Genomic DNA, 18,800 nt, shown 5'->3' with positions numbered 1-18,800 from the left:
CTCGATGGGAGTCCTCGACTGGGTAACGGCACCCGCGCGCAACGCGGATGTCGACCCGGCCGTTCGCGCTGCGGACGGCACTTCCGCCCGCGACCTGCCCTCCGCCTTGCGTGGTGTCATGGCGGCCTCGGCGGCCCTCGCTGCCGACCAGGGCGGGGCCCTGCGCAGCGGCGGCGTCGGCAACAGCTACGTCGTGAACACGGCGTCGGGTATCCGCACGCCGCGGCGCGGTATCTCGATCCTTGTCGAGATCGACCGCGCCAATACCGACGCGGTCACCCTCAACGTGGACGGCACTGGTCCCCGCCCCTGGCTCGACCAGAGCGGCGCGCAGTTCCCCGTCGGCTCCCTTCAGCCATCGGCGCTCGTGCGCGCGACCTGGAGCGAGGCGCGCAACGGGTGGGTCTCCGACCTGATCGGCGGTCTGACCGTCGCCGCCTTCGATGTGGTGATGCGGTTGTGGTGGGCGAGCCTGCCGACCGACCCCCGCGGCCTCGGCCCGGCTGCTCCCTGGCGCAACGGCGATATCGTCGCCTGGACCACCACCACGAACCCGGGCTTCACGATCGACAGCCCTGCCGGCCGCCGCCTGGCGCTGCGACTGATCTCGGAGGCGCTGCCGACGTCACCCGACGGCCTCGACCCGGGCGATGCCTGGATGAACGGCGGCTCAATCGCCTTCGTGCCCAACGCCTGATCGGAGTTCTGGAATGCGCGCCCTCCGCGCGGCCCTCGCCGCGACCACCCTTATCGCAGCCCCTGCGGCTCATGCCCTCGACCCCGGCGACCGGCCGAGCACGAGCCGCGACCCGTCGACCAACTTCAACAAGCTCGGCGCCAGCACCTTCAAGGTGCCGACCGCCGATAGCATGATGATCGGACAGGCGCCGCTGTCGACGCTGGTGCCGCTCTCGATCACGCAGTACGGCGTGCGCTCCGGGCAGAATGCAACGTCCGCGCTCCAGCAGGCTCTCAACGACTGCGCGACGACCGGACGACCCGTATACTTTCCGGCGGGAACATGGACATTCACCGGGACGTCATTATTCCCGACCGGAAGCAACACCTGTCCTGGCGTGGTCGGCGAGGGTGCGCAGACACTACTCGTCCTCCTCAATTACAATGGCCCGATTATTCGGGCGACTGTCCAGCCGGGCGTGCCGCAAACCGGGAAGACCGTCCAGGGGCTCAACGTCCAGGCCCAGTGGCCCACCTCCACGCCGGCCTACGATCAGACCGCGCTCATTGAGATCGTCGGCGACTCCGTGGGGTGGAGCTACAGCAAATTTTCCGATCTCGGCGGCTACGCGATCAAGAATATCGTGCGGATCGGCACTGAGTCCGCCGTAACGTCCGGCGACGGCAAGGAGAGCCACTCCGGCTGGAATAGCTTCACCGGCCTCTACGGCGGTGTCGGGTCCCAGGGCATCCAGCCGACCGACCTCGTACTATTCACCAAAGGCTCTTCAACGGGCAATACGCTGGCGGATTTGCGCGGCGGCGGCACCCGGTCGATGTTTCGCTGCGAGGGCGCCGGCTACGTCTGCGGCGATATCGTGGTCTCCGGGACGCAGTCCGGCACCGGGCGCATCCTGTCGCTCGGCCCTGACACGACCTACAATCGCAACATCGCGATCGACGCCCAGGTTGATGCCGGCTCGATCGAGGCCATCCAGTGGGATGGCGGCGCGCTGCCGCCCTCACGCCTGAAGCTGAAGGGGTCATTCGGTGGGTCAGCCCCCTGGGCCAGCATCCCGCCCGTCAAGCACTCCGACATCCAGGACCTCGGCGGGTCTGGCTGGACGGCCGGGGGGCGTGTCGCGAATTACACCACCACTCCGGGCGCGCACACTGTCGAGCTGTGGAAGGTAACGCTCGCCCCCAACACGCTGACACGGCTTGAGGTGTCCCTGACCGGCCTCGTCGGTGGTGTGGACGGCGGTGGCACGGTGCAAACCTTCGATGCGGCCTGCTCCTATAACGCAGTCGGCCAGGTCGCCGCGCAGGCGCCGGTCAAGGTCACCCCGAACAACCCGAGCATCCCGGCGGGGTGGCTCGCCATGACGACGGCGGTCAGCGTCGTGTCGGGCCGCTGCCTCGTCGTCGTGTCGGGCACGTGGACGGATGCCAGCACCGACACCGCGCTCGACTCCAACATTGTCGCCCGGCACGGCGCGTTCAAGGTGAACCGCGGCGCCAACGTCGCCTTCTGACGCTCGCCTCGCCATGCATGCCCTGATGCTCGCCGCGCTCCTGTGCGGTGGGGCCGCCGACGGCTGCGGAGGCGCCCCCTTTTGACCCGCCGGGCGATGCCCGGGTCGGGCTGCTGATCCCCCTCTCGCTGAACCCCAGGATCGTCATGGACAAGACCGTGCCCGCCGGCGCGGCGCTGCTGCTCGACTTCATCGCCTCGAAAGAGGCGCCGATGGGCTACGGCACCGTCTACGGCAACAACCAGGCGAAGCTGCCCAAGCCGCTCACCAGCATGACGCTGGCCGAGGTGATCGCCGCCGGCCCGGGCTGGACCCGGGCATTCGGCTCCTCGGCGTGCGGCCGCTACCAGTTCATGAAGGCAACGCTCGAGGGCCTGCGTGACGAGCTCAAGCTGACCGGCCGGGAGGTGTTCGGCCCCGACCTGCAGGACCGGCTCGGCTATCACCTGCTGAAGCGCCGCGGCTACGAGGCGTTCATGGCCGGGTCGCTCTCGACGGCAAACTTCGGGCTGCGCATCGCCCAGGAGTGGGCCTCGTTCCCGGTGCTCGCCGCGACCAGGGGCCAGAAGCGGGCCGTCTTGCGCGGGCAGAGCTATTACGCCGGCGACGGGCTCAACAAGTCGCTGGTCTCGGCCGACGCCGTCGAGGTCGCCCTGAGCAAGGCGCGGCAAGCGGGCAACGCAGTTCCGGCGCCGGCCTTGCCGGCGGTCGCGGTCGCACCGCCGCCCTCGGTCCCGAACATCACTCCAGCCCCCAAGCCCGCCCCCACCGGCGGGCTTTCTTCTGCGCCCTCCCCGGCTCCCGCTGGCGGACTCCTCTCCCGCATCGCCGCGCGCCTGCGCGCCGCCTACCCCGTGAAGGGCTGACCATGGCCGCTGGCATCATCGGTGCGATCACCGCCGCGCCCGAGCTCCTGAAGGGCATCACCGATCTCGTCGAGCGGTTCGTGCCGGACCCGGCGCAGAAGGCGCAGGCCGCGCTCGACCTCCAGAAGCTCGTCACCGACCGCGAGGTGGCTGCGATCCAGGCGGCGGCCGACGTTGCCAAGGCGCAGATCGGCGTCAACACGGCGGAGGCTCAGGGTAACGACCGGTTCTCGGCGCGATGGCGACCGGCGTGCGGCTGGGTCTGCGTCGCGGGCCTCGCCTACCAGTTCGTCGTCGGGCCGATCCTCACCTGGGCGACCGGCATCCTCGGCGTGATGATCGGTGCCGCGATCCCGGCTGCCCCGACGCTCCCGGGCGAAGCGCTGATGACGCTCCTGTTCGGCATGCTCGGACTGGGCGCGCAGCGCACCATCGAGCGCACTCAGGGTGTCCCCGGCGCGATGCCGGGCGGCGTGAAGCAGTAATCCCTCGCACGCCGGCTCAACCCGGCGCGCCTCCGGCCGAAAGGGCCCACATCACCATGTCCACCGCCGAGCCCGCCGAGGGCGCCATCATCCTGCCCAAGCGGGCCCCGCTCTGGGCGGCGCTCGGCGTCATCGGGAGTCTGATCGTCGGCGGTGCGACGCAGCTCATTGGCGGCGCATCCTACGTCGCGAAGATCGACGGTCGGTTCGAGAGCCTGGCCGAGTCCGACTCCCGGATTACCAAGCGGTCGGACGAGCGCTACGCCGCGATCGTCGATCGCCTTGCATCGCTCGAGAAGGATCGCAACGACACCTCCGGTCGGCTGATCCGCCTCGAGGAGCAGTTGCGCATGTCGGTCGACCTGCTGCGAGAGATCCGGGAGAGCATGCGGACGCCGCCGCGGCGCTGATCGCCCCCCCCGTTAACATCCGTCAACGCGCCCCGGGCTCCGGCTCGGGGCGCTTTTCTGCGTCTGGATCCAGCATCGTGCGGAACGGCTTGGACTCCATCTTCCATCCGGTCTCGGCCTCGAGGCGGGCGTAATGGGCCTGCATATCCATCATCACGCCGACGCGCTTGCCGCCGCAGGACGAGCAGCGGAGGCGGAGCGCGATGTCCGGGAACGGCAGATCGTCCGGGAACCGATCGGTGCTGATGACGACGTGCCGCTGGCAGCCGTGGCAGGTGACGGCCGCGGTGAAATCGCCTTGGGCCCGCATGTCGCCCACGGTCGGCGGCGTGGTCTCTCGGCCGGTCTCGTCGTAGGCCCGGCGGGGGTTGCGGCCGCGCTTCACCCCGCGTCCCCGCCGTTCATCTCCACGAAGGCCCGGGCCCGATCATAGGCCGACCGGATCAACCCCGCCTCGAGCGGGTCCGTCATGTCGAGGTCTTCCCAGGTGGGCCACCATGTCACCCGCTCCCGTGCATGCTCGTGCAGCTCGCGCGCGATCACGTCGAGGGGTTGGGGGTCGGTGGGAGGGTGGGTCACGGCTTGGCCGCCTCCCAGATTGGAACCTGCCCCGGCATCTTCACGGGCTCGTGTCGGTAGGCGGTCCACCGCCCGAGCTTGATCCACTCGGCCGTGACCTCGTGGATTTCGACCGAGAGGGTCACGAGGATCCCGCTGTAGTCCCCGCGGATCGTGCCGAGCTCCGGGTGGACGCCGAACAGTCGCAGCGTGTCCCAGCCGGCCTCGTGCGCCTGCATCCCCCACCGCTCGACGAACTCGCCGCACAGCCGGTGCGTCTCGCGCCACTCGTCCGGGCGCAGCCCGCGGCACGGGACGACGCCCGGGGAGAGGCTGGCGAGGCCGCGGGACCAGGAGAGGACGGTGTCGGGGAGGGTCATCATGCTGTGCCGGATTTTGTGCGGACCCCGGATTTGAGCACCGGGGCCCGGCTGCCTCCCTTCGAAGGAAGAGAGGAACGTCTGCGGAACAGAATGTGCCGGATTTCGTGCCGACGGGATAGGGCCTTAGATGCGTATAATGACGCTTCTGACGGGCTTAATCTGTCGATTTTCCAGTGGTTTAGCTGGTGCCGGCGGAGGGGATCGAACCCCCGACCTTCGGTTTACAAAACCGCTGCACTACCGCTGTGCTACACCGGCTGGGTGGACGCAAATATCTGCCATGGCTGGCAAATCGCGCGCATCCGGGGCGACATAAACCGCGTTTGCGCGCATCTCGTCAAGGCACAAAACTCGGGTCGGCGACCGGCCTAGCCGCCGGGCGTCTCGCCCGTCTCCGCACCGGAGGCGGCCCTGAGGGCGAGGCGGCCCGGCCCGGACAGCCGGCGGTCGGCCGCCTCGCGCATCAGGAGGTGGGCCTGCTCCGTCAGGGCGTGGCCGATATCGGACATCCTGTCCGCCGTCTCCTCGGGCAGGTTGGTCGCGCGGCGGGAGAGCTCAACGAGGGGTTCCATCTGCTCGACGATGAGACCGAGGGCCCGGACGAGCCCGGGCAGCATCGCGGCGACGTCGTCGATCGACGGGAGGGGACGCTGGGTCATAAGCCGAACACCGAATTGCCGGGAACTCTTATACGGACGGTCGAAAGGAAACGACCTCTGGTATCGCTCTGGAACATAGTCCGATTTTCTTTATCGACGAATATTCGAGACGGCTCGATGCCTCGGCATCTTGGCCATCGGTGTTACGAGGCGTAGCGTGGGGTGCGGTCCCGACGCCTCGGCAGGGTGTGGGGCCGCACGTCGTAGGCCGTGCCGGCGAGCCCGAAGGCGCGGCGCGTCGCCTCGGCGGTGCGGGGCGTCCAGATCGCGTGGATCGGGACCAGCGGCTGCCCGTCATAACGGGTCGGGAGCGCCAGGGGCTCGACCTCCCAGCCCATGGTGACGAGCGTGGTGATCATCGCCGGATGGACCTGGGCGAGGTAGCCGGTCAGACCGAGGATCGGCGTCAGCTCGGTGACGGCGAGGAGCTGCCGGCCGGCATTCGGATCGACCGCCGCGCCGTCGGGCCGGCGCCAGGGCGCGGCGGCCCAGCGGGTCCATTCGTGGATATGCGGCCCTGTCGGCGCCGGCCGGCCCTGCAACAGTTCCGGGTAGACGTGGCTCTGGACGTGCGGCCGGGTCGTCGGAAGCAGGCGGGAATACGAGACGACGGCGTCGCCCTCGAGGACTGCGACGTGGATGCTGCCCGGTCCGTCGAACCGATCGATGTCGCGGCCGTCCGGCCTGCGGCACGCCTCCCATTTCTGGATGTCGACGAAGACGCGATGCCGAAACCGGTACATGGCATCCAGGAGACGGGCGCTGCGATGATGGTTTTCCGAGTCCACGACAGCGATCACGTCCGCCCCTCCTCACCGGAGCGGAGTACGGTATTGGCCGACGGTGGCGATACCCCGTGATTCTACGGTTGCGGGACCGATCGACGATCCACTCGCGCGAGGAGGTCCATCACTCGCCGATCACCTTCAGTCGATGATCCCCATCAATCGATGATCCCCATCAATCGATAATTCCTTGGCGCAGGGCCTGCGCCACGAGATGGGCGCGGTTGGTCGCCCCCAGCTTCTGCGCCGCCGTGTTCAGGTAGCTCTCGACGGTGCGGTGGGACAGCGACAGGATCTCGGAGGTTTCCCAGCCGGTCTTGCCGGCGGCGGCCCACTTGATGCACTCGATCTCCCGCGGCGAGCAATGCGGCGATCCCGGCGGGAGCGCACGCCGCCGCGACGGGGCCGGGGCCCGGAGGGCGAGGTCCTGCACGGCGAGGTCGGCGTAGATGCCCAGCATGTGCAGTCCGGACAGGGCCTGGTCGGGAAGGTCGAGACGCGCACCGCCAAAGGAGACGATCCGCGTGCAGGTCAGGTCCTGGATCGGGATGCAGTAGCCGTCGCGCAAACCGATCTCGGAGGCCTCGCCCATGATGGTCCGGGCCAGGCGCTCGTCGCGGCCGACGGGCGCGTCCGACCACCGGAACAGGCCGTTCACCCGCCGCGTATGGGCGACGACGGGATCGTGGTGGATGTAGCCGCACTCCTCGTAGCGCTCGGACCATTGCGCCGGCAGCCGCCCGAGCGTCAGCCGATCCTGAAGGTTGTCCTGGGATCGCAGCGGCGCGGCGGCGATGACGAACGTCTCGTATCCGAAGATCTCGGAAGCACCCGCGAGTATCGCGCAGACCTGATCGGCATCGGAACTTGTCTTGATCTCCGACAGCAGGTCGAAACTGACCTGGGTGAAATTGGTCATGGCCCCCGGTGCCTTGATTATGGCCTGCTGCGAAAATATGATATGCGCTTACGTTGCGCCATATTTTATCGACAGCGGGATGTTAGCATATTGCCGCGGGGAATGGAAAAATTGATCGACGATCATGTATTTTTTGACGATACCGCAGCGAAACGCGCCATCGGCAGGAAAATTCGGGCAGTCCGGCTGGAACGGGGATTGTCGCGGCTGAAGCTCGGCGATCTGGTCGGCGTGTCGGATCACCAGATCATGAAATACGAGCTCGGCCAGGACCATGTCAGCGCAGGGCTGCTGTGGAAGATCTGTTCGATCCTGCGCTGTCCGATCGATTCCGTCTTCGTTCTCACGGAGCCCGGACGGACCGCGCCGGAACCCGCGCAGGACGATGCGCCGCTGCCGGACGAGGAGGCGATCCTGGCCGCCTTCCGGCGGATCACCGCACCCGAGGTCCGGATGCGGGTGGCGCGGCTGATCCTGTCCCTCGCGCAGGCCGAGCGGGACGGATAGGAGGGGTGAGCGCGTCCCGGCAAGCGCCGCCGGAAGTGGGGTCGCCGGAAGGAGCATCGCCAGGGGGAGTGTCGCCGACGACGATCCTCCCGGCGACGTGCCCCCCGACGTCCTGCCCCCGACGACCTGCCCCCCGACGACCTGACCCGATCGGTCGGTCTCAGCCGGCGCGCCGCCGATCCGCGAGGAGGTCGTCCCGGATCACCGGGGCCTCGCTGCCGCGCACGGTGCGCAACCGCTCCAGGGTCCGCTCGTCGAAGGCCGCGACCACCGCGACGGTCTCCTGGCTGCCGACGATCTGCGGGATGCCGAGCGGCGTGACCCGGAAATGCAGCTGCACCAGCCGCAGAAGCCACAACGGGTTCATCTCGATGACGATCCGGTCGACCCCTCCGGCGAGCCCCCACTCGACGATTCCCGTCAGCAGCGCGCTGCCGATCGGGCTCAGCATCCGGCCGCGGTCGCGATGCCCCGGCTTGACGCAGTAGCGCGTCCATTCCCAGATCTGCGGGCCCTGCGGTGCCGGCCCGTCGCAGAGTTGCGGCAGCACCTCCGTCAGCAGGTAGGGCCGGGTCGTCGGCAGCATCCGCTGATAGCCCAGCACCTCGCCCCGGTCCGTCGCCAGCATGTGCACGGCGTGCCGATCGTCGAACTGATCGATCTCGCGCCCATCCTGTCTCTCGATGTCCTTCCACCCCATCTCGTTGACGAAGACTTGATGGCGCAGGCGATAGGCCTGCTCCATCTCGGACGCGAAGTTGCGGATGTTGTCCGTATTGACGATGGAGATCATGTCTGCATTCCTGAAATGGCCACACCATTTCAGCATTCGACGGCGAGATCCGGCAGTACGCGATCGCGTACCTTGTCGTACGATATCCGATCGATCGCTGCGCGATGCGGATGTCGGCTCCGCTCAGGCGCCGCGCCGGCGCGCCGATGCGCTGTCCGGACGGCTCGGCCGACATCGCATCAGACGATCAATCCGAGCCGGATGCCCTGAGCGACGGCGTGGACCCGGCTCGACACGCCGAGCTTCGCGCGGGCATTGCGCAGATGCTTGTCCGCCCCGTGCTCGGAGATGCCCATGATCATGCCGATCTCCCACTCGCTCTTGCCCTCGGAGGCCCATTGCAGCGCCTCCTTCTCCCGCGGGGCCAGGGACACGCCCGTGCCGGGCGTTTCGCGGATCAGGAGCAGGCGGCCGAACGCATAGGTCGCGACGAGGCGCAGCATGCCCAGGTCTTCCGGGGAGATCTCCAGCTTTTCTCCCGCAAAGGAAAATCCCGCCACATCGCCCTCGATCGTCAGCAACGGGATCGTGATGCCCTGGCGCAGGCGGAAATCCGCGGCCTCATCCATGATCCGTCGGGCCGCCATGTCGGATCGACACCGGTTTTGCAGTTCGTCCCAGCGAATATCGCTCGTCTGCGTCATCAGGTGCCGGATCGCCGGGTCGCTGGCGATGTAGTTTTTCGCGAAATAGCGCTCGGTCCATTCCCGCGGCCAGAAATCGATCAGCACGTTCGACACTTGCTGCCGCCGGTCGGCGCCGGGATGCGGGATCGTTCCAGCCATGAAATTCTGTATTCCCAAACGATCGAGCAAGGGAAGCAGCTTTCGGCACACATCGCGGGGGCTATTGGCTCCATCGATGGACTTCAAGAAATCGAGAGTTGTATCCAGCTGTTTGCGTGACATATCTGCCTCTGAGCAAAGATCACGGTGCAATTCTTATAGCTGGATGCGGCAGTACATGAGTCAAATCGCGGCCCGCCCGCCGTCGGGGCCGGTCGGCCTGTCCGCAAACACTGTGCGAGGAGGGCCCCCCCGGTGACCATGCGCATCCCCGCCGGGGGGCGGGCAGCAGGCCCATCCCGATGCTGCACTGCAACATAATGCCGCGGTGTTCGACCTTGGTCCGATCCTGGCACGCGAATCGCTCGACCGGTCCGGTGCGGCGCGAGCATCCGTCCGGCCCGGACCTGCGCCCGACCCGTAGCGGCCGACGGAGGTGACATGGCGGAGTTCCTCACCGTCGCCCTGGTCTGCGCCAGCGCTCTCGCGGCACCGGATTGCTCCCGCGAGACGGCGCTCGACGTCGCGGTGGCGCCGGCTCCCTCCCCCGTCGCCTGCCTGATGCAGGGCGAGACCCTGGCGGCGCAGACCGGCCTGGTGCGCGGGCGCGAGACCTACCTGAAGGTCGCCTGCGAGCGCCGCCGCACCGCCGCGCTCAGGCCGGCGACGGGGGAGCCATAGGCCGGGACGGCGTCGACGATTGCGGCTTCGAGGATCGCTTCCTCGATGATCGTTTCCTTTGGGATCGCGTCTTGGGGATGGATGGATCGGCTCCGCCGGTCTATGGCCTCGCCTCCCGTTGCGTGGGGGACCGCGGGGTCCCACCTGCGCGGGAGGAGGCGCCTCTTCACGGCGCGCAACAGGAGCGTCGCCCCCGCCCCATGCCCATCGAAGCCGTCCCGCCGAAGACCCACCTGCCGCCGCTCGCCAAGCTCGCCCTGGAACTCGGCCCCCTGGGGGTCTTCTTCTTCGGCAACGCCTATGCCGAAAAGTTCGGCTTCGCCGCCGACCAGCGCCTGTTCGTGGCGACCGGGCTGTTCATCGTCGCGACCCTGGTGGCGCTGGCGGTCCATTACGTCTGGGTGCGGCGCCTGCCGATCATGCCGCTGGTCTCGGGCGTCGTCGTGGTGGTGTTCGGCGGCCTGACGCTGCTCCTGCGCGACGAGCTGTTCATCAAGCTCAAGCCCACCATCGTGAACAGCCTGTTCGGGGCGGTGCTGCTCGGCGGCCTCGCCTTCGGCCGGCCCCTCCTGGCCCTGGTGCTCGACAGCGTGTTCGACCTCACCCAGGAGGGCTGGCGCAAGCTCACCTTCCGTTGGGGCCTGTTCTTCTTCTTCCTCGCGGCCGTGAACGAGGTGGTGTGGCGCACCCAGACCACGGATTTCTGGGTCAGCTTCAAGGTGTTCGGCATCATGCCGATCACCATCGCCTTCGCGCTGGCCCAGACGCCGCTGCTGCTGCGCTACGAACGCAAGAAGGACGAGAGCAAGTCGGACCGGGCCTAGAGCACTTCACGATCGCGTTGCAATCGCGAAGCTCTCTAGGTCGTTGATTTTGCCGCATTTTCTGCGACGAACCGGTATCCACTTCGTCGGAAAATGCTCTAGACGAGGCGCGGTGACGCAGCCGGAACGGGTGCAGGGTATCGGCGATTCATCCCGTCATGAGCCCCGCCCCGACCGACCTCTTCGAGACAACCCTGGCCGACAAGGCTCTCGCCATCCACCGCCGCCTGTGCGGGGTCTATGGCTGCCCGATCGCCTACTTCCACGATCTCGATCCGGTGAGCGAGCTGATCTCCTCGCTCCTGTCGCATCGCACCCGCAACGCCGAGTCCGGCCGCGCCTTCAAGGCGCTGCGGGCGCGCTTCGACGACTGGGGCTCGCTCGTCGCGGCACCGACCGACGAAGTCCAGGCGCTGATTGCCGGCGTGACCTGGCCGGAACTGAAGGCGCCGCGGATCCAGGCGGTGCTGCGGGCGGTGCAGGAGCGGGCCGGCAGCCTCGATCTCGGCTTCCTGCGCGCGATGCCGGTGGCCGAGGCGCGGGCCTGGCTCGAAGAGATCCCCGGCATCGGGCCGAAGACCAGCGCGGCGGTCCTGTCGTTCAGCGTGTTGCGGATGCCGGCGCTTCCCGTCGACAGCCATCATCACCGGGTAGCGCAGCGCACCGGATTGATCGGGCCCAAGGTCGATGTCGGCCCCTCCCACGCGATCCTGCGGGCGCAGCTGCCGGCGGATTGGGACGCGCAGAAGCTCTACGACAACCACGAGGTGCTGATGCTGCACGGGCAGCGCTGCTGCTTCCACCGCAACCCGGCCTGCGGCTCTTGCGCCGTGCTCGATCTCTGCCCCACCGGACAGGCCCGGACTTCGGCGCGGGCGCCGCGGGAAACCGCCGCCCTCCACCCCTGATTCCGCGCGCTTGACCCCCTTGCTTGACCCTCTTGCCGGAACGGTCCAGAACGCCGCGCCCGCGGGATTGTGACAGCCCTCGGCCAGGGGACGACGATCACGATGCCCGCCTTCAAGGAACTGGTCTTCTCCGGCGTCCAGCCGACCGGGAACCTGCACCTCGGCAACTATCTCGGCGCGATCAAGCGCTTCGTCGCCATGCAGGCGCAGTTCGACTGCCTGTACTGCGTCGTCGACCTGCACGCGATCACGGTCTGGCAGGACCCTGCCGAGCTGACGCGGCAGATCCGCGAGGTCACCGCGGCGTTCCTGGCCGCGGGCATCGATCCGGCCCGCTCGGTGGTGTTCAACCAGAGCCAGGTGCCGCAGCACGCGGAACTGGCCTGGATCTTCAACTGCGTCGCCCGCCTCGGCTGGCTCAACCGCATGACGCAGTTCAAGGAGAAGGCCGGCAAGGACCGCGAGAATGCCAGCGTCGGACTCTATGACTATCCCGTGCTGATGGCGGCCGACATCCTGGCCTACCGCGCCACCCACGTGCCGGTGGGCGAGGACCAGAAGCAGCATCTCGAACTGACCCGCGACATCGCCCAGAAGTTCAACAACGACTTCGCCGGTGCGATCGCCGCGCAGGGCCACGGCGAGGCCTTCTTCCCGATCACCGAGCCGCTGATCGGCGGGCCGGCCGCCCGGGTGATGAGCTTGCGCGACGGCACCAAGAAGATGTCGAAGTCGGATCCCTCCGACTATTCCCGCATCAACCTCACCGACGATTCCGACGGCATCGCCACGAAGGTCCGCAAGGCCAAGACCGACGCCGAACCCCTGCCCTCCGAGATCGCCGGCCTCGAGAAGCGGCCGGAAGCCGACAACCTCGTGGGCATCTTCGCGGCGCTCAACGACGTCAGCCGCGAGGACGTGCTGCGCGAGTATGGCGGCGCCCAGTTCTCGGCCTTCAAGGGCGCGCTGGTCGACCTGGCGGTGGCCAAGCTCGGGCCGATCGGCGCAGAGATGAAGCGCCTCGTCGCCGATCCCGGCCATATCGACGCGGTGCTCGCCGACGGCGCCGCCCGGGCCGAGGCGATCGCCGCCCCCAACATCGCGGCGGTCAAGGACATCGTCGGCTTCGTGCGCCGGCGCTGACGCGCCGAAGGAGCCGTTTCAGGGATCGGACATCCTCAGGGTCATTCCGGGGCCGCGCAAGCGGGGCCCGGAATGACGAAGTAACTTCGATATTTTCTGAGTATCAGCAGACAGCTTCCGATCCGATGTCAAGCATCGGACAGTTCATCTCCAGCTTGCGCGGGCACTGCGCGAGCAAGGTGTGGCCGTACGAACCTGTGCGGGAAATTCATTCTGCGCGCACCATGCCTGCGTGCAGCCATGCACAGTCTTTCTCACATCTTGCCGCTGGATTTCAGCCGCGTGAGCCGTGATACGGCCATCTCGGCCGAATCATCCCGCTGCATCTCCTGCTCCCATTCCTCGATCATCGTCGGTCGGGAGCGCATCTTCTGCCGCAGGTTTTCTATCTCGTCGCGCAGGATGGTGTTGCGCGGAGCCGCGTCGTGCTTCCGATTCGGGGGTGATTTGCGGGGGCTCGTCATGCCGGGCATGCTCTGACGGCGTCGTTAACAGATGGTGAATTTCCGCCGGATACAGGCCCCGTGCAGGCCCCGCTCACCCGATGGTGATGGACGGCCTTGAAGCGCGGGCACGAAGGCCGATAACCCGGGACAACACGAATCCACCCCGGGAGGCGGCCCGCATGGCGATCCAGGCCCTCATCTTCGACGTCTTCGGCACCCTGCTCGACTGGCACGGCGGCGTCGCCCGGGAGGCTGAGAGGATCCTGGGCCCGTACCGACCCGACCTCGACGGCGCCGCCTTCGCCCGGGCCTGGCGCGACCGCTACCAGCCCGGCATGGAGCCGATCCGCCAGGGCGCCCGGCCCTACACCGACCTCGACACTCTCCATGCCGAGAGCCTGGAGGGCGTGCTGGCCGGGCTCACCCTCGCCGAGGCGGTGCCGGCCGAGGCGCGCCACGAGCTGGTCCTTGCCTGGCACCGGCTCGATGCCTGGCCGGAAGTGCCGGACGCGCTCGCCCGGTTGCGCGAGAAGTACCTGCTAGCCCCCTGCTCGAACGCGCATGTGCGCCTCGCCATCGCGCATGCCCGCCGCAACCGTCTGCCCTGGGACACGGTGCTCGGGGCCGAGTTCGCCCAGGACTACAAGCCGAAGCCCGCCGTCTACCTGCGCGCCGTCGAAGCGCTGCGGCTACAGCCGAACGAGGTGATGATGGTGGCGGCCCATTCCTCCGACCTCGCGGCAGCAGCGTCTTGTGGGCTCGCCACCGCCCATGTCGCCCGGCCCGGCGAGAGCGGCCCGGGCACCGGCGAGCCGGCGCCCCTGGTGCCGGTGGATGTTGCGGCGTCGGACTTGGCGGATCTGGCGCGGCAGCTCGGCTGCTAAAACCGGAAATGCTCCCCGGCCTCCAACCCGCTCACCTCATCCTGAGGTGTCAGTCCATCGAGATGGACTGACCTCGAAGGAGGGCTCCAGAAGTCGCTGCGATGCCTGGAGCCCTCCTTCGAGGTCAGCCGATCATTGATCGGCCAACACCTCAGGATGAGGTGATGGGATGGGACGCGCCGCAGCACCGAAAACTTTCTTTGTAAAACCTACCAAGCAGGTTCCGAGATCGCGGGCTTGATCAGATCCGTGGATCGACGCCGCCATGAAGAAGGGCCCGCCTCCCTTCGAGAAGGCGGGCCCTATGCCCGTCAGTTCAGCAAGGCGCGCGCCGGCCGCCGCTCGTCCGGCGAGACCGACTGGTCGCCGATGAACAGCCCGGCGGGGCCGAGGCGCACCGGCACCGTCTCGCCGTCATGGACGCGGCCGGCCAGGATCTGCTCGGCGAGCGGGTCCTGCACCGCCTTCTGGATCACGCGCTTCAACGGACGCGCGCCGTAGGCCGAGTCGTAGCCCTTCTCGGCGAGCCAGGCGCGGGCGTCGGGCTCGATGTCGAGGGTGATCTTGCGATCCTCCAGGAGCTTCGCCAGGCGCCCGAGCTGGATGTCGACGATCGCCCCCATCTCCTGCCGCTGCAGGCGGTGGAACAGGATGATCTCGTCGACCCGGTTCAGGAATTCGGGCCGGAAGTGCGAGCGGACCACGTTCATCACGTCGTCGCGGACCACGTCGGTGTCCTGGCCCTCCGGCTGGTTGACCAGGTATTCAGAGCCGAGGTTCGACGTCATGACGATCAGCGTATTGCGGAAATCGACCGTCCGCCCCTGCCCGTCGGTGAGCCGCCCGTCGTCGAGAACCTGCAACAGGACGTTGAACACGTCCGGATGCGCCTTCTCGATCTCGTCGAACAGCACGACCTGGTAGGGCCGGCGCCGCACGGCTTCCGTCAGCGCGCCGCCCTCCTCGTAGCCGACATAGCCCGGAGGCGCGCCGATCAGGCGGGCCACCGCGTGCTTCTCCATGTACTCGGACATGTCGATGCGCACGAGGGCGGTGTCGTCGTCGAACAGGAAGCCGGCCAGCGCCTTGGTCAGCTCGGTCTTGCCGACGCCGGTGGGGCCGAGGAACATGAACGAGCCGATCGGCCGGTGCGGGTCCTGCAAACCGGCGCGGGCGCGCCGGACGGCGGTGGCCACCGCCACCACCGCCTCGGTCTGGCCGACGACGCGCTTGGCCAACGCCGCCTCCATCCCGAGCAGCTTCTCGCGCTCGCCCTCCAGCATCTTGTCGACCGGCACGCCGGTCCAGCGCGACACGACCCCGGCGACGTGGCTCGGCGTCACCGCCTCCTCCATCATCCCCGAACCGTTGCCGCGTGAACCATCCGCGCCGCGGGCCTCGATCTCGGCGAGCTCCCGCTCGAGCCCCGGGATGATGCCGTAGGCGAGCTCGCCCGCCTTCTGGTACTGGCCCTGTCGCTGCGCCGCCGCGAGGTCGTTGCGCGCCGCGTCGAGCTTCGTCTTCAGCTCGGCCGCGCGGCCGAGCTTGTCCTTCTCGGCCTTCCAGCGCGCGGTGATCGAGGCGGACTGCTCCTCAAGGTCGCCGAGTTCCTTCTCCAGCCGCTGCAGGCGGTCGCGGGAGGCGGAATCGGTCTCCTTCTTCAGGGCCTCGCCCTCGATCTTCAGCCGCACGATCTCGCGGTCGATGTTGTCGAGTTCCTCGGGCTTCGAATCGACCTGCATGCGCAGGCGCGAGGCCGCCTCGTCGACGAGGTCGATCGCCTTGTCGGGCAGGAAGCGGTCGGTGATGTAGCGGTTGGACAGGGTCGCGGCCGCCACCAGCGCCGAATCCTGGATCCGGACCTTGTGGTGCTGCTCGTACTTCTCCTTGATGCCGCGCAGGATCGACACCGTGTCCTCGACGGTCGGCTCCGAGACGAAGACCGGCTGGAAGCGGCGCGCCAACGCCGCGTCCTTCTCGACGTGCTTGCGGTACTCATCCAGCGTGGTCGCGCCGACGCAGTGCAATTCTCCGCGGGCGAGCGCGGGCTTCAGCAGGTTCGAGGCATCCATCGCCCCGTCCGCCTTGCCGGCGCCGACCAGCGTGTGCATCTCGTCGATGAAAAGGATGATCTGGCCTTCCGCGGCCGTCACCTCGGAGAGCACGCCCTTCAGCCGCTCCTCGAACTCGCCGCGATACTTCGCGCCGGCGATCAGCGCGCCCATGTCGAGGGCGAGCAGCTGCTTGTCGCGAAGCGATTCCGGCACGTCGCCGTTGACGATGCGCAGCGCCAGCCCCTCGACGATGGCGGTCTTGCCGACGCCGGGCTCGCCGATGAGGACCGGGTTGTTCTTGGTGCGCCGCGACAGAACCTGGATGGTGCGGCGGATCTCCTCGTCGCGGCCGATCACCGGATCGAGCTTGCCGTCGCGGGCCGCCTCGGTGAGGTCGCGGGCATATTTCTTCAGCGCGTCGTAGGCGTTCTCGGCCGTCGCGTTGTCGGCGGTGCGGCCCTTGCGGAGCGCGTTGATGGCGCCATTGAGCGAGGCCGCGGTGACGCCGGCGGATGCCAGGATCTTGCCCGCCTCGGACTCCTTCTCGACGGCGAGCGCCAGCAGCAGGCGTTCCACGGTGACGTAGGAATCGCCCGCCTTCTCGGCGGCCTTCTCGGCGGTATCGAACAGGCGCATCAGCTCGCGGGTCGCCTGCGGCTGCGAGGCGCCGCCCGACACCTTCGGCTGCTTGGCCAGCCACGCCTCGGTCTGCGCCAGCGCGACACGCGACTGGCCGCCGGCCCGGTCGATCAGGCCGGCGCACAGGCCCTCGGGATCGTCGAGCAGCACCTTCAGGATATGGCCGGGGCTGAATTGCGGATGGCCCTCGCGCAGGGCCAGCGACTGTGCCGATTGCACGAAGCCCCGCGCCCGCTCGGTGTATTTCTCGAAGTTCATGCGTTCGCTCCTCCTGAGCCGGCCCTCCCGCCCTCTCGATGAGGCGATGGGGACCGACGGGTTCGCCCTCGCGCGTCGGCCGCGCGCCGGGCGCCGGCCCTTTCATGAAGCGGCCGGCCCTCCCCATGTGGTGTGACATATCGGTAACACAAGGGGGAGGCGGCACGATTCCCGGGGGCGTGGCATGCGGCCGGGAGATGGCTCGGCCATGAGCGCCGCCGGGGGCATGAGCGCCGCCGGGAACCGGAGACGATGTCCCGCGCGCCGGATTTCCGCTATCGAGGGCTCATGACGAACGCTGCGCTCACCGTCACCGCCCTCCACCGCTATCCCGTGAAGGGTCTCTCCCCCGAGCCCCTGGACGTGGCGTCGCTGGCGGCCGGAGCCTACTTCCCCGGGGACCGGCTGTTCGCGGTCGAGAACGGCCCGAGCGGCTTCGATCCCGCCGCCCCGGCGCATCAGCCGAAGATCAAGTACCTGATGCTGATGCGCAACGAGGCCCTGGCCCGCCTCTCGACGGTCTACGACGACGCCACCGGCGTGCTCGCCATCCGCGAGGGCGACCGCGAGGTGGCGAGCGGCGACCTCGCCACGCCGGAGGGCCGGCTCGCCATCGAGGCGTTCTTCCGCCGGTTCGTGCCGAAGGAGCTGCGCGGCCCGCCGAAGGTGCTCGCCGCACCGGAGGGCTACCGCTTCACCGATTCGCGCGGCGGTTTCGTCTCGCTCATCAACCTGGCGAGCGTGGCGGCGGTCGACGACATGGTGGGGGCGGCGGTGAACCCTTTGCGCTTCCGCGGCAACCTCCACGTCACCGGTCTCCCCGCCTTCGCCGAACTCGACCTCGTCGGGACGGAACTCGCCACCGAGACGGGCCTGCGGCTGAAGGTGACGAAGCGCATCGTGCGCTGCGCTGCCACCAACGTCGATCCCGTCACGGGCGAGCGCGATCTGGCGATCCCCGAGGCCCTGCAGAGGAATCTCGGCCACGCCGATTGTGGGATCTATGCCGAGGTGGTCGCGGGTGGCGAGGTGCGGGCCGGCGACGTGTTGCGGGTGGCGGGCTGAAGGATCAGCGTCAATCGCGGCCGAATTCCAGAGCCGTAAGCAGGGAGGCCAACGCCGATTCAGTCGCGGCCGCCCGTAGAACCGCTTCTTCATCCAGCCGCGCGGCGAGTTCGACGGCTGGGAGAGCCTTCCTGTACCCCGGCCATCGCCGCTGCAATTCCTCCAGAGCCCTGGCGCTGCTCGTTGGGCGCAGGGCTGCGCAGCCGTCGAGATGGCGGAGGATCAGCGCCTCATGGCAGGGGATTTGCCAGATCAGAAGCAGGCCATTCCGCTCTGCGGTGCCGGCAACCTTCACATCGCGCTCAGGCGTCCGACCAGTTGTATCGCCATCGAGAAGCACGGCCTTGAACGCGTAATCCTCGCCGAGATCGGCCCGTCGTCGCGCCTGCCGGGCTGCGAGTTCGACGAGGGCGAGCGGGTCGCCGCCTCCCGGCTGCAGAACAACGGCGTCGACATGCACGCGGCGGTGGCGGGTCTCGACGAGCCGGCCGAGCAGCACGCCGTAGCTGCGTTCACTCTCGCCCTCGCAGCCGAG

23 protein-coding genes and 1 tRNA gene are annotated in these 18,800 nt (G+C 68.3%); 12 read left to right on the top strand and 12 right to left on the bottom strand.

What is annotated here, in order from left to right:
- The first annotated feature begins 4 nt into the window (after positions 1 to 4).
- The 5 genes from F1D61_RS25600 to F1D61_RS25580 all read left to right on the top strand — a co-directional run bounded on the left by F1D61_RS25600 (position 5) and on the right by F1D61_RS25580 (position 3,974).
- Complete coding sequence (locus F1D61_RS25600; RefSeq protein ID WP_203154962.1) at positions 5 to 697, top strand: hypothetical protein; 693 nt, start codon at positions 5 to 7, stop codon at positions 695 to 697.
- A gap of 13 nt (positions 698 to 710) precedes the next feature.
- On the top strand, positions 711 to 2,213 hold the full coding sequence (locus tag F1D61_RS25595) for a hypothetical protein (RefSeq protein WP_203154961.1): 1,503 nt from the start codon (positions 711 to 713) through the stop codon (positions 2,211 to 2,213).
- Between the two features lie 146 nt (positions 2,214 to 2,359).
- Entirely contained in the window at positions 2,360 to 3,079 is a 720-nt protein-coding gene (locus tag F1D61_RS25590; protein WP_246775534.1) for a hypothetical protein, read from the top strand.
- A 2-nt stretch (positions 3,080 to 3,081) separates the two neighbouring features.
- Positions 3,082 to 3,564 carry a 3TM-type holin gene (locus tag F1D61_RS25585; RefSeq protein WP_203154960.1) on the top strand — a complete coding sequence of 161 codons (483 nt, stop codon included), beginning with the start codon at positions 3,082 to 3,084 and terminating at the stop codon, positions 3,562 to 3,564.
- A 56-nt stretch (positions 3,565 to 3,620) separates the two neighbouring features.
- Positions 3,621 to 3,974, top strand: a complete 354-nt coding sequence (locus F1D61_RS25580) for a hypothetical protein (protein WP_203154959.1) — start codon at positions 3,621 to 3,623, stop codon at positions 3,972 to 3,974.
- Between the two features lie 22 nt (positions 3,975 to 3,996).
- Here the strand turns inward: F1D61_RS25580 and F1D61_RS34450 are convergent, their stop codons facing one another.
- From F1D61_RS34450 to F1D61_RS25545, 7 genes are all read right to left on the bottom strand, one after another.
- Entirely contained in the window at positions 3,997 to 4,359 is a 363-nt protein-coding gene (locus F1D61_RS34450; protein WP_348649389.1) for a hypothetical protein, read from the bottom strand.
- Positions 4,356 to 4,553, bottom strand: coding sequence for a hypothetical protein (locus F1D61_RS25570; RefSeq protein ID WP_203154958.1), 198 nt, complete (start codon positions 4,551 to 4,553; stop codon positions 4,356 to 4,358). The genes F1D61_RS34450 and F1D61_RS25570 overlap by 4 nt, the downstream gene beginning before the upstream one ends.
- On the bottom strand, positions 4,550 to 4,915 hold the full coding sequence (locus F1D61_RS25565) for a hypothetical protein (protein ID WP_203154957.1): 366 nt from the start codon (positions 4,913 to 4,915) through the stop codon (positions 4,550 to 4,552). The genes F1D61_RS25570 and F1D61_RS25565 overlap by 4 nt, the downstream gene beginning before the upstream one ends.
- Before the next feature lie 183 nt (positions 4,916 to 5,098).
- Positions 5,099 to 5,173: transfer RNA gene (locus F1D61_RS25560), tRNA-Thr, on the bottom strand.
- 110 nt (positions 5,174 to 5,283) lie between these two features.
- Positions 5,284 to 5,574, bottom strand: coding sequence for a hypothetical protein (locus F1D61_RS25555; RefSeq protein WP_203154956.1), 291 nt, complete (start codon positions 5,572 to 5,574; stop codon positions 5,284 to 5,286).
- A 143-nt stretch (positions 5,575 to 5,717) separates the two neighbouring features.
- Positions 5,718 to 6,362 carry an acyl-homoserine-lactone synthase gene (locus F1D61_RS25550; protein WP_432443323.1) on the bottom strand — a complete coding sequence of 215 codons (645 nt, stop codon included), beginning with the start codon at positions 6,360 to 6,362 and terminating at the stop codon, positions 5,718 to 5,720.
- A 172-nt stretch (positions 6,363 to 6,534) separates the two neighbouring features.
- The gene (locus F1D61_RS25545) at positions 6,535 to 7,278 is read right to left on the bottom strand and encodes a LuxR family transcriptional regulator (RefSeq protein ID WP_203154952.1); all 744 of its coding nucleotides are present in this window, start codon (positions 7,276 to 7,278) and stop codon (positions 6,535 to 6,537) included.
- 111 nt (positions 7,279 to 7,389) lie between these two features.
- Between F1D61_RS25545 and F1D61_RS25540 the strand changes: the two genes are divergently transcribed.
- Complete coding sequence (locus F1D61_RS25540; protein ID WP_203154950.1) at positions 7,390 to 7,785, top strand: helix-turn-helix transcriptional regulator; 396 nt, start codon at positions 7,390 to 7,392, stop codon at positions 7,783 to 7,785.
- 160 nt (positions 7,786 to 7,945) lie between these two features.
- On the opposite strand, the gene F1D61_RS25535 is transcribed toward F1D61_RS25540, so the two are convergent.
- Together F1D61_RS25535 and F1D61_RS25530 are read right to left on the bottom strand one after the other, a co-directional pair.
- Positions 7,946 to 8,578 carry an acyl-homoserine-lactone synthase gene (locus F1D61_RS25535; RefSeq protein WP_203154948.1) on the bottom strand — a complete coding sequence of 211 codons (633 nt, stop codon included), beginning with the start codon at positions 8,576 to 8,578 and terminating at the stop codon, positions 7,946 to 7,948.
- Between the two features lie 179 nt (positions 8,579 to 8,757).
- Positions 8,758 to 9,486, bottom strand: a complete 729-nt coding sequence (locus tag F1D61_RS25530; protein WP_203154947.1) for an autoinducer binding domain-containing protein — start codon at positions 9,484 to 9,486, stop codon at positions 8,758 to 8,760.
- 318 nt (positions 9,487 to 9,804) lie between these two features.
- Here F1D61_RS25530 and F1D61_RS25525 point away from each other — a divergent pair, with 318 nt between their 5' ends.
- From F1D61_RS25525 to trpS, 4 genes are all read left to right on the top strand, one after another.
- Positions 9,805 to 10,044, top strand: coding sequence for a hypothetical protein (locus F1D61_RS25525; RefSeq protein WP_203154945.1), 240 nt, complete (start codon positions 9,805 to 9,807; stop codon positions 10,042 to 10,044).
- Positions 10,045 to 10,244: 200 nt separating this feature from the next.
- Positions 10,245 to 10,868, top strand: a complete 624-nt coding sequence (locus tag F1D61_RS25520) for a septation protein A (RefSeq protein ID WP_203154943.1) — start codon at positions 10,245 to 10,247, stop codon at positions 10,866 to 10,868.
- 158 nt (positions 10,869 to 11,026) lie between these two features.
- The gene (locus tag F1D61_RS25515; RefSeq protein ID WP_203154942.1) at positions 11,027 to 11,776 is read left to right on the top strand and encodes an endonuclease III domain-containing protein; all 750 of its coding nucleotides are present in this window, start codon (positions 11,027 to 11,029) and stop codon (positions 11,774 to 11,776) included.
- A gap of 102 nt (positions 11,777 to 11,878) precedes the next feature.
- Positions 11,879 to 12,919: a tryptophan--tRNA ligase gene (gene trpS / locus F1D61_RS25510; protein WP_203154941.1), complete on the top strand. Its 1,041-nt coding sequence runs from the start codon at positions 11,879 to 11,881 to the stop codon at positions 12,917 to 12,919.
- A 254-nt stretch (positions 12,920 to 13,173) separates the two neighbouring features.
- Here trpS and F1D61_RS25505 read toward each other — a convergent pair whose 3' ends face one another.
- Positions 13,174 to 13,392, bottom strand: a complete 219-nt coding sequence (locus tag F1D61_RS25505; protein ID WP_203154940.1) for a hypothetical protein — start codon at positions 13,390 to 13,392, stop codon at positions 13,174 to 13,176.
- Between the two features lie 152 nt (positions 13,393 to 13,544).
- Here F1D61_RS25505 and F1D61_RS25500 point away from each other — a divergent pair, with 152 nt between their 5' ends.
- Positions 13,545 to 14,249: a haloacid dehalogenase type II gene (locus tag F1D61_RS25500; RefSeq protein WP_203154939.1), complete on the top strand. Its 705-nt coding sequence runs from the start codon at positions 13,545 to 13,547 to the stop codon at positions 14,247 to 14,249.
- A 311-nt stretch (positions 14,250 to 14,560) separates the two neighbouring features.
- On the opposite strand, the gene clpB is transcribed toward F1D61_RS25500, so the two are convergent.
- Positions 14,561 to 17,200, bottom strand: a complete 2,640-nt coding sequence (gene clpB, locus F1D61_RS25495; RefSeq protein ID WP_203154938.1) for an ATP-dependent chaperone ClpB — start codon at positions 17,198 to 17,200, stop codon at positions 14,561 to 14,563.
- A 288-nt stretch (positions 17,201 to 17,488) separates the two neighbouring features.
- Between clpB and F1D61_RS25490 the strand changes: the two genes are divergently transcribed.
- Positions 17,489 to 18,265 (top strand): MOSC domain-containing protein, encoded by a 777-nt coding sequence (locus F1D61_RS25490; protein ID WP_246775533.1) that lies wholly within the window; start codon positions 17,489 to 17,491, stop codon positions 18,263 to 18,265.
- Between the two features lie 10 nt (positions 18,266 to 18,275).
- Here F1D61_RS25490 and F1D61_RS25485 read toward each other — a convergent pair whose 3' ends face one another.
- On the bottom strand, positions 18,276 to 18,764 hold the full coding sequence (locus F1D61_RS25485) for a hypothetical protein (RefSeq protein ID WP_203154936.1): 489 nt from the start codon (positions 18,762 to 18,764) through the stop codon (positions 18,276 to 18,278).
- Positions 18,765 to 18,800: the final 36 nt, after the last annotated feature.

Origin of the sequence: Methylobacterium aquaticum (assembly GCF_016804325.1) — a bacterium.
Lineage (GTDB): Bacteria > Pseudomonadota > Alphaproteobacteria > Rhizobiales > Beijerinckiaceae > Methylobacterium > Methylobacterium aquaticum_C.
Note: the sequence above shows the minus strand (reverse complement) of the source record. Positions and strands in the feature narration are given on the sequence as shown.

Excerpts from the sequence above, each read along its gene's own strand:
- F1D61_RS25600 (WP_203154962.1), top strand. The coding sequence starts at position 5 with ATGGGAGTCCTCGACTGGGTAACGGCACCCGCGCGCAACGCGGATGTC.
- F1D61_RS25595 (WP_203154961.1), top strand. The coding sequence starts at position 711 with ATGCGCGCCCTCCGCGCGGCCCTCGCCGCGACCACCCTTATCGCAGCC.
- F1D61_RS25590 (WP_246775534.1), top strand. The coding sequence starts at position 2,360 with ATGGACAAGACCGTGCCCGCCGGCGCGGCGCTGCTGCTCGACTTCATC.
- F1D61_RS25585 (WP_203154960.1), top strand. The coding sequence starts at position 3,082 with ATGGCCGCTGGCATCATCGGTGCGATCACCGCCGCGCCCGAGCTCCTG.
- F1D61_RS25580 (WP_203154959.1), top strand. The coding sequence starts at position 3,621 with ATGTCCACCGCCGAGCCCGCCGAGGGCGCCATCATCCTGCCCAAGCGG.
- F1D61_RS25565 (WP_203154957.1), bottom strand. The coding sequence starts at position 4,915 with ATGATGACCCTCCCCGACACCGTCCTCTCCTGGTCCCGCGGCCTCGCC.
- F1D61_RS25555 (WP_203154956.1), bottom strand. The coding sequence starts at position 5,574 with ATGACCCAGCGTCCCCTCCCGTCGATCGACGACGTCGCCGCGATGCTG.
- F1D61_RS25545 (WP_203154952.1), bottom strand. The coding sequence starts at position 7,278 with ATGACCAATTTCACCCAGGTCAGTTTCGACCTGCTGTCGGAGATCAAG.
- F1D61_RS25535 (WP_203154948.1), bottom strand. The coding sequence starts at position 8,578 with ATGATCTCCATCGTCAATACGGACAACATCCGCAACTTCGCGTCCGAG.
- F1D61_RS25530 (WP_203154947.1), bottom strand. The coding sequence starts at position 9,486 with ATGTCACGCAAACAGCTGGATACAACTCTCGATTTCTTGAAGTCCATC.
- F1D61_RS25525 (WP_203154945.1), top strand. The coding sequence starts at position 9,805 with ATGGCGGAGTTCCTCACCGTCGCCCTGGTCTGCGCCAGCGCTCTCGCG.
- F1D61_RS25520 (WP_203154943.1), top strand. The coding sequence starts at position 10,245 with ATGCCCATCGAAGCCGTCCCGCCGAAGACCCACCTGCCGCCGCTCGCC.
- F1D61_RS25515 (WP_203154942.1), top strand. The coding sequence starts at position 11,027 with ATGAGCCCCGCCCCGACCGACCTCTTCGAGACAACCCTGGCCGACAAG.
- trpS (WP_203154941.1), top strand. The coding sequence starts at position 11,879 with ATGCCCGCCTTCAAGGAACTGGTCTTCTCCGGCGTCCAGCCGACCGGG.
- F1D61_RS25505 (WP_203154940.1), bottom strand. The coding sequence starts at position 13,392 with ATGCCCGGCATGACGAGCCCCCGCAAATCACCCCCGAATCGGAAGCAC.
- F1D61_RS25500 (WP_203154939.1), top strand. The coding sequence starts at position 13,545 with ATGGCGATCCAGGCCCTCATCTTCGACGTCTTCGGCACCCTGCTCGAC.
- clpB (WP_203154938.1), bottom strand. The coding sequence starts at position 17,200 with ATGAACTTCGAGAAATACACCGAGCGGGCGCGGGGCTTCGTGCAATCG.
- F1D61_RS25490 (WP_246775533.1), top strand. The coding sequence starts at position 17,489 with ATGACGAACGCTGCGCTCACCGTCACCGCCCTCCACCGCTATCCCGTG.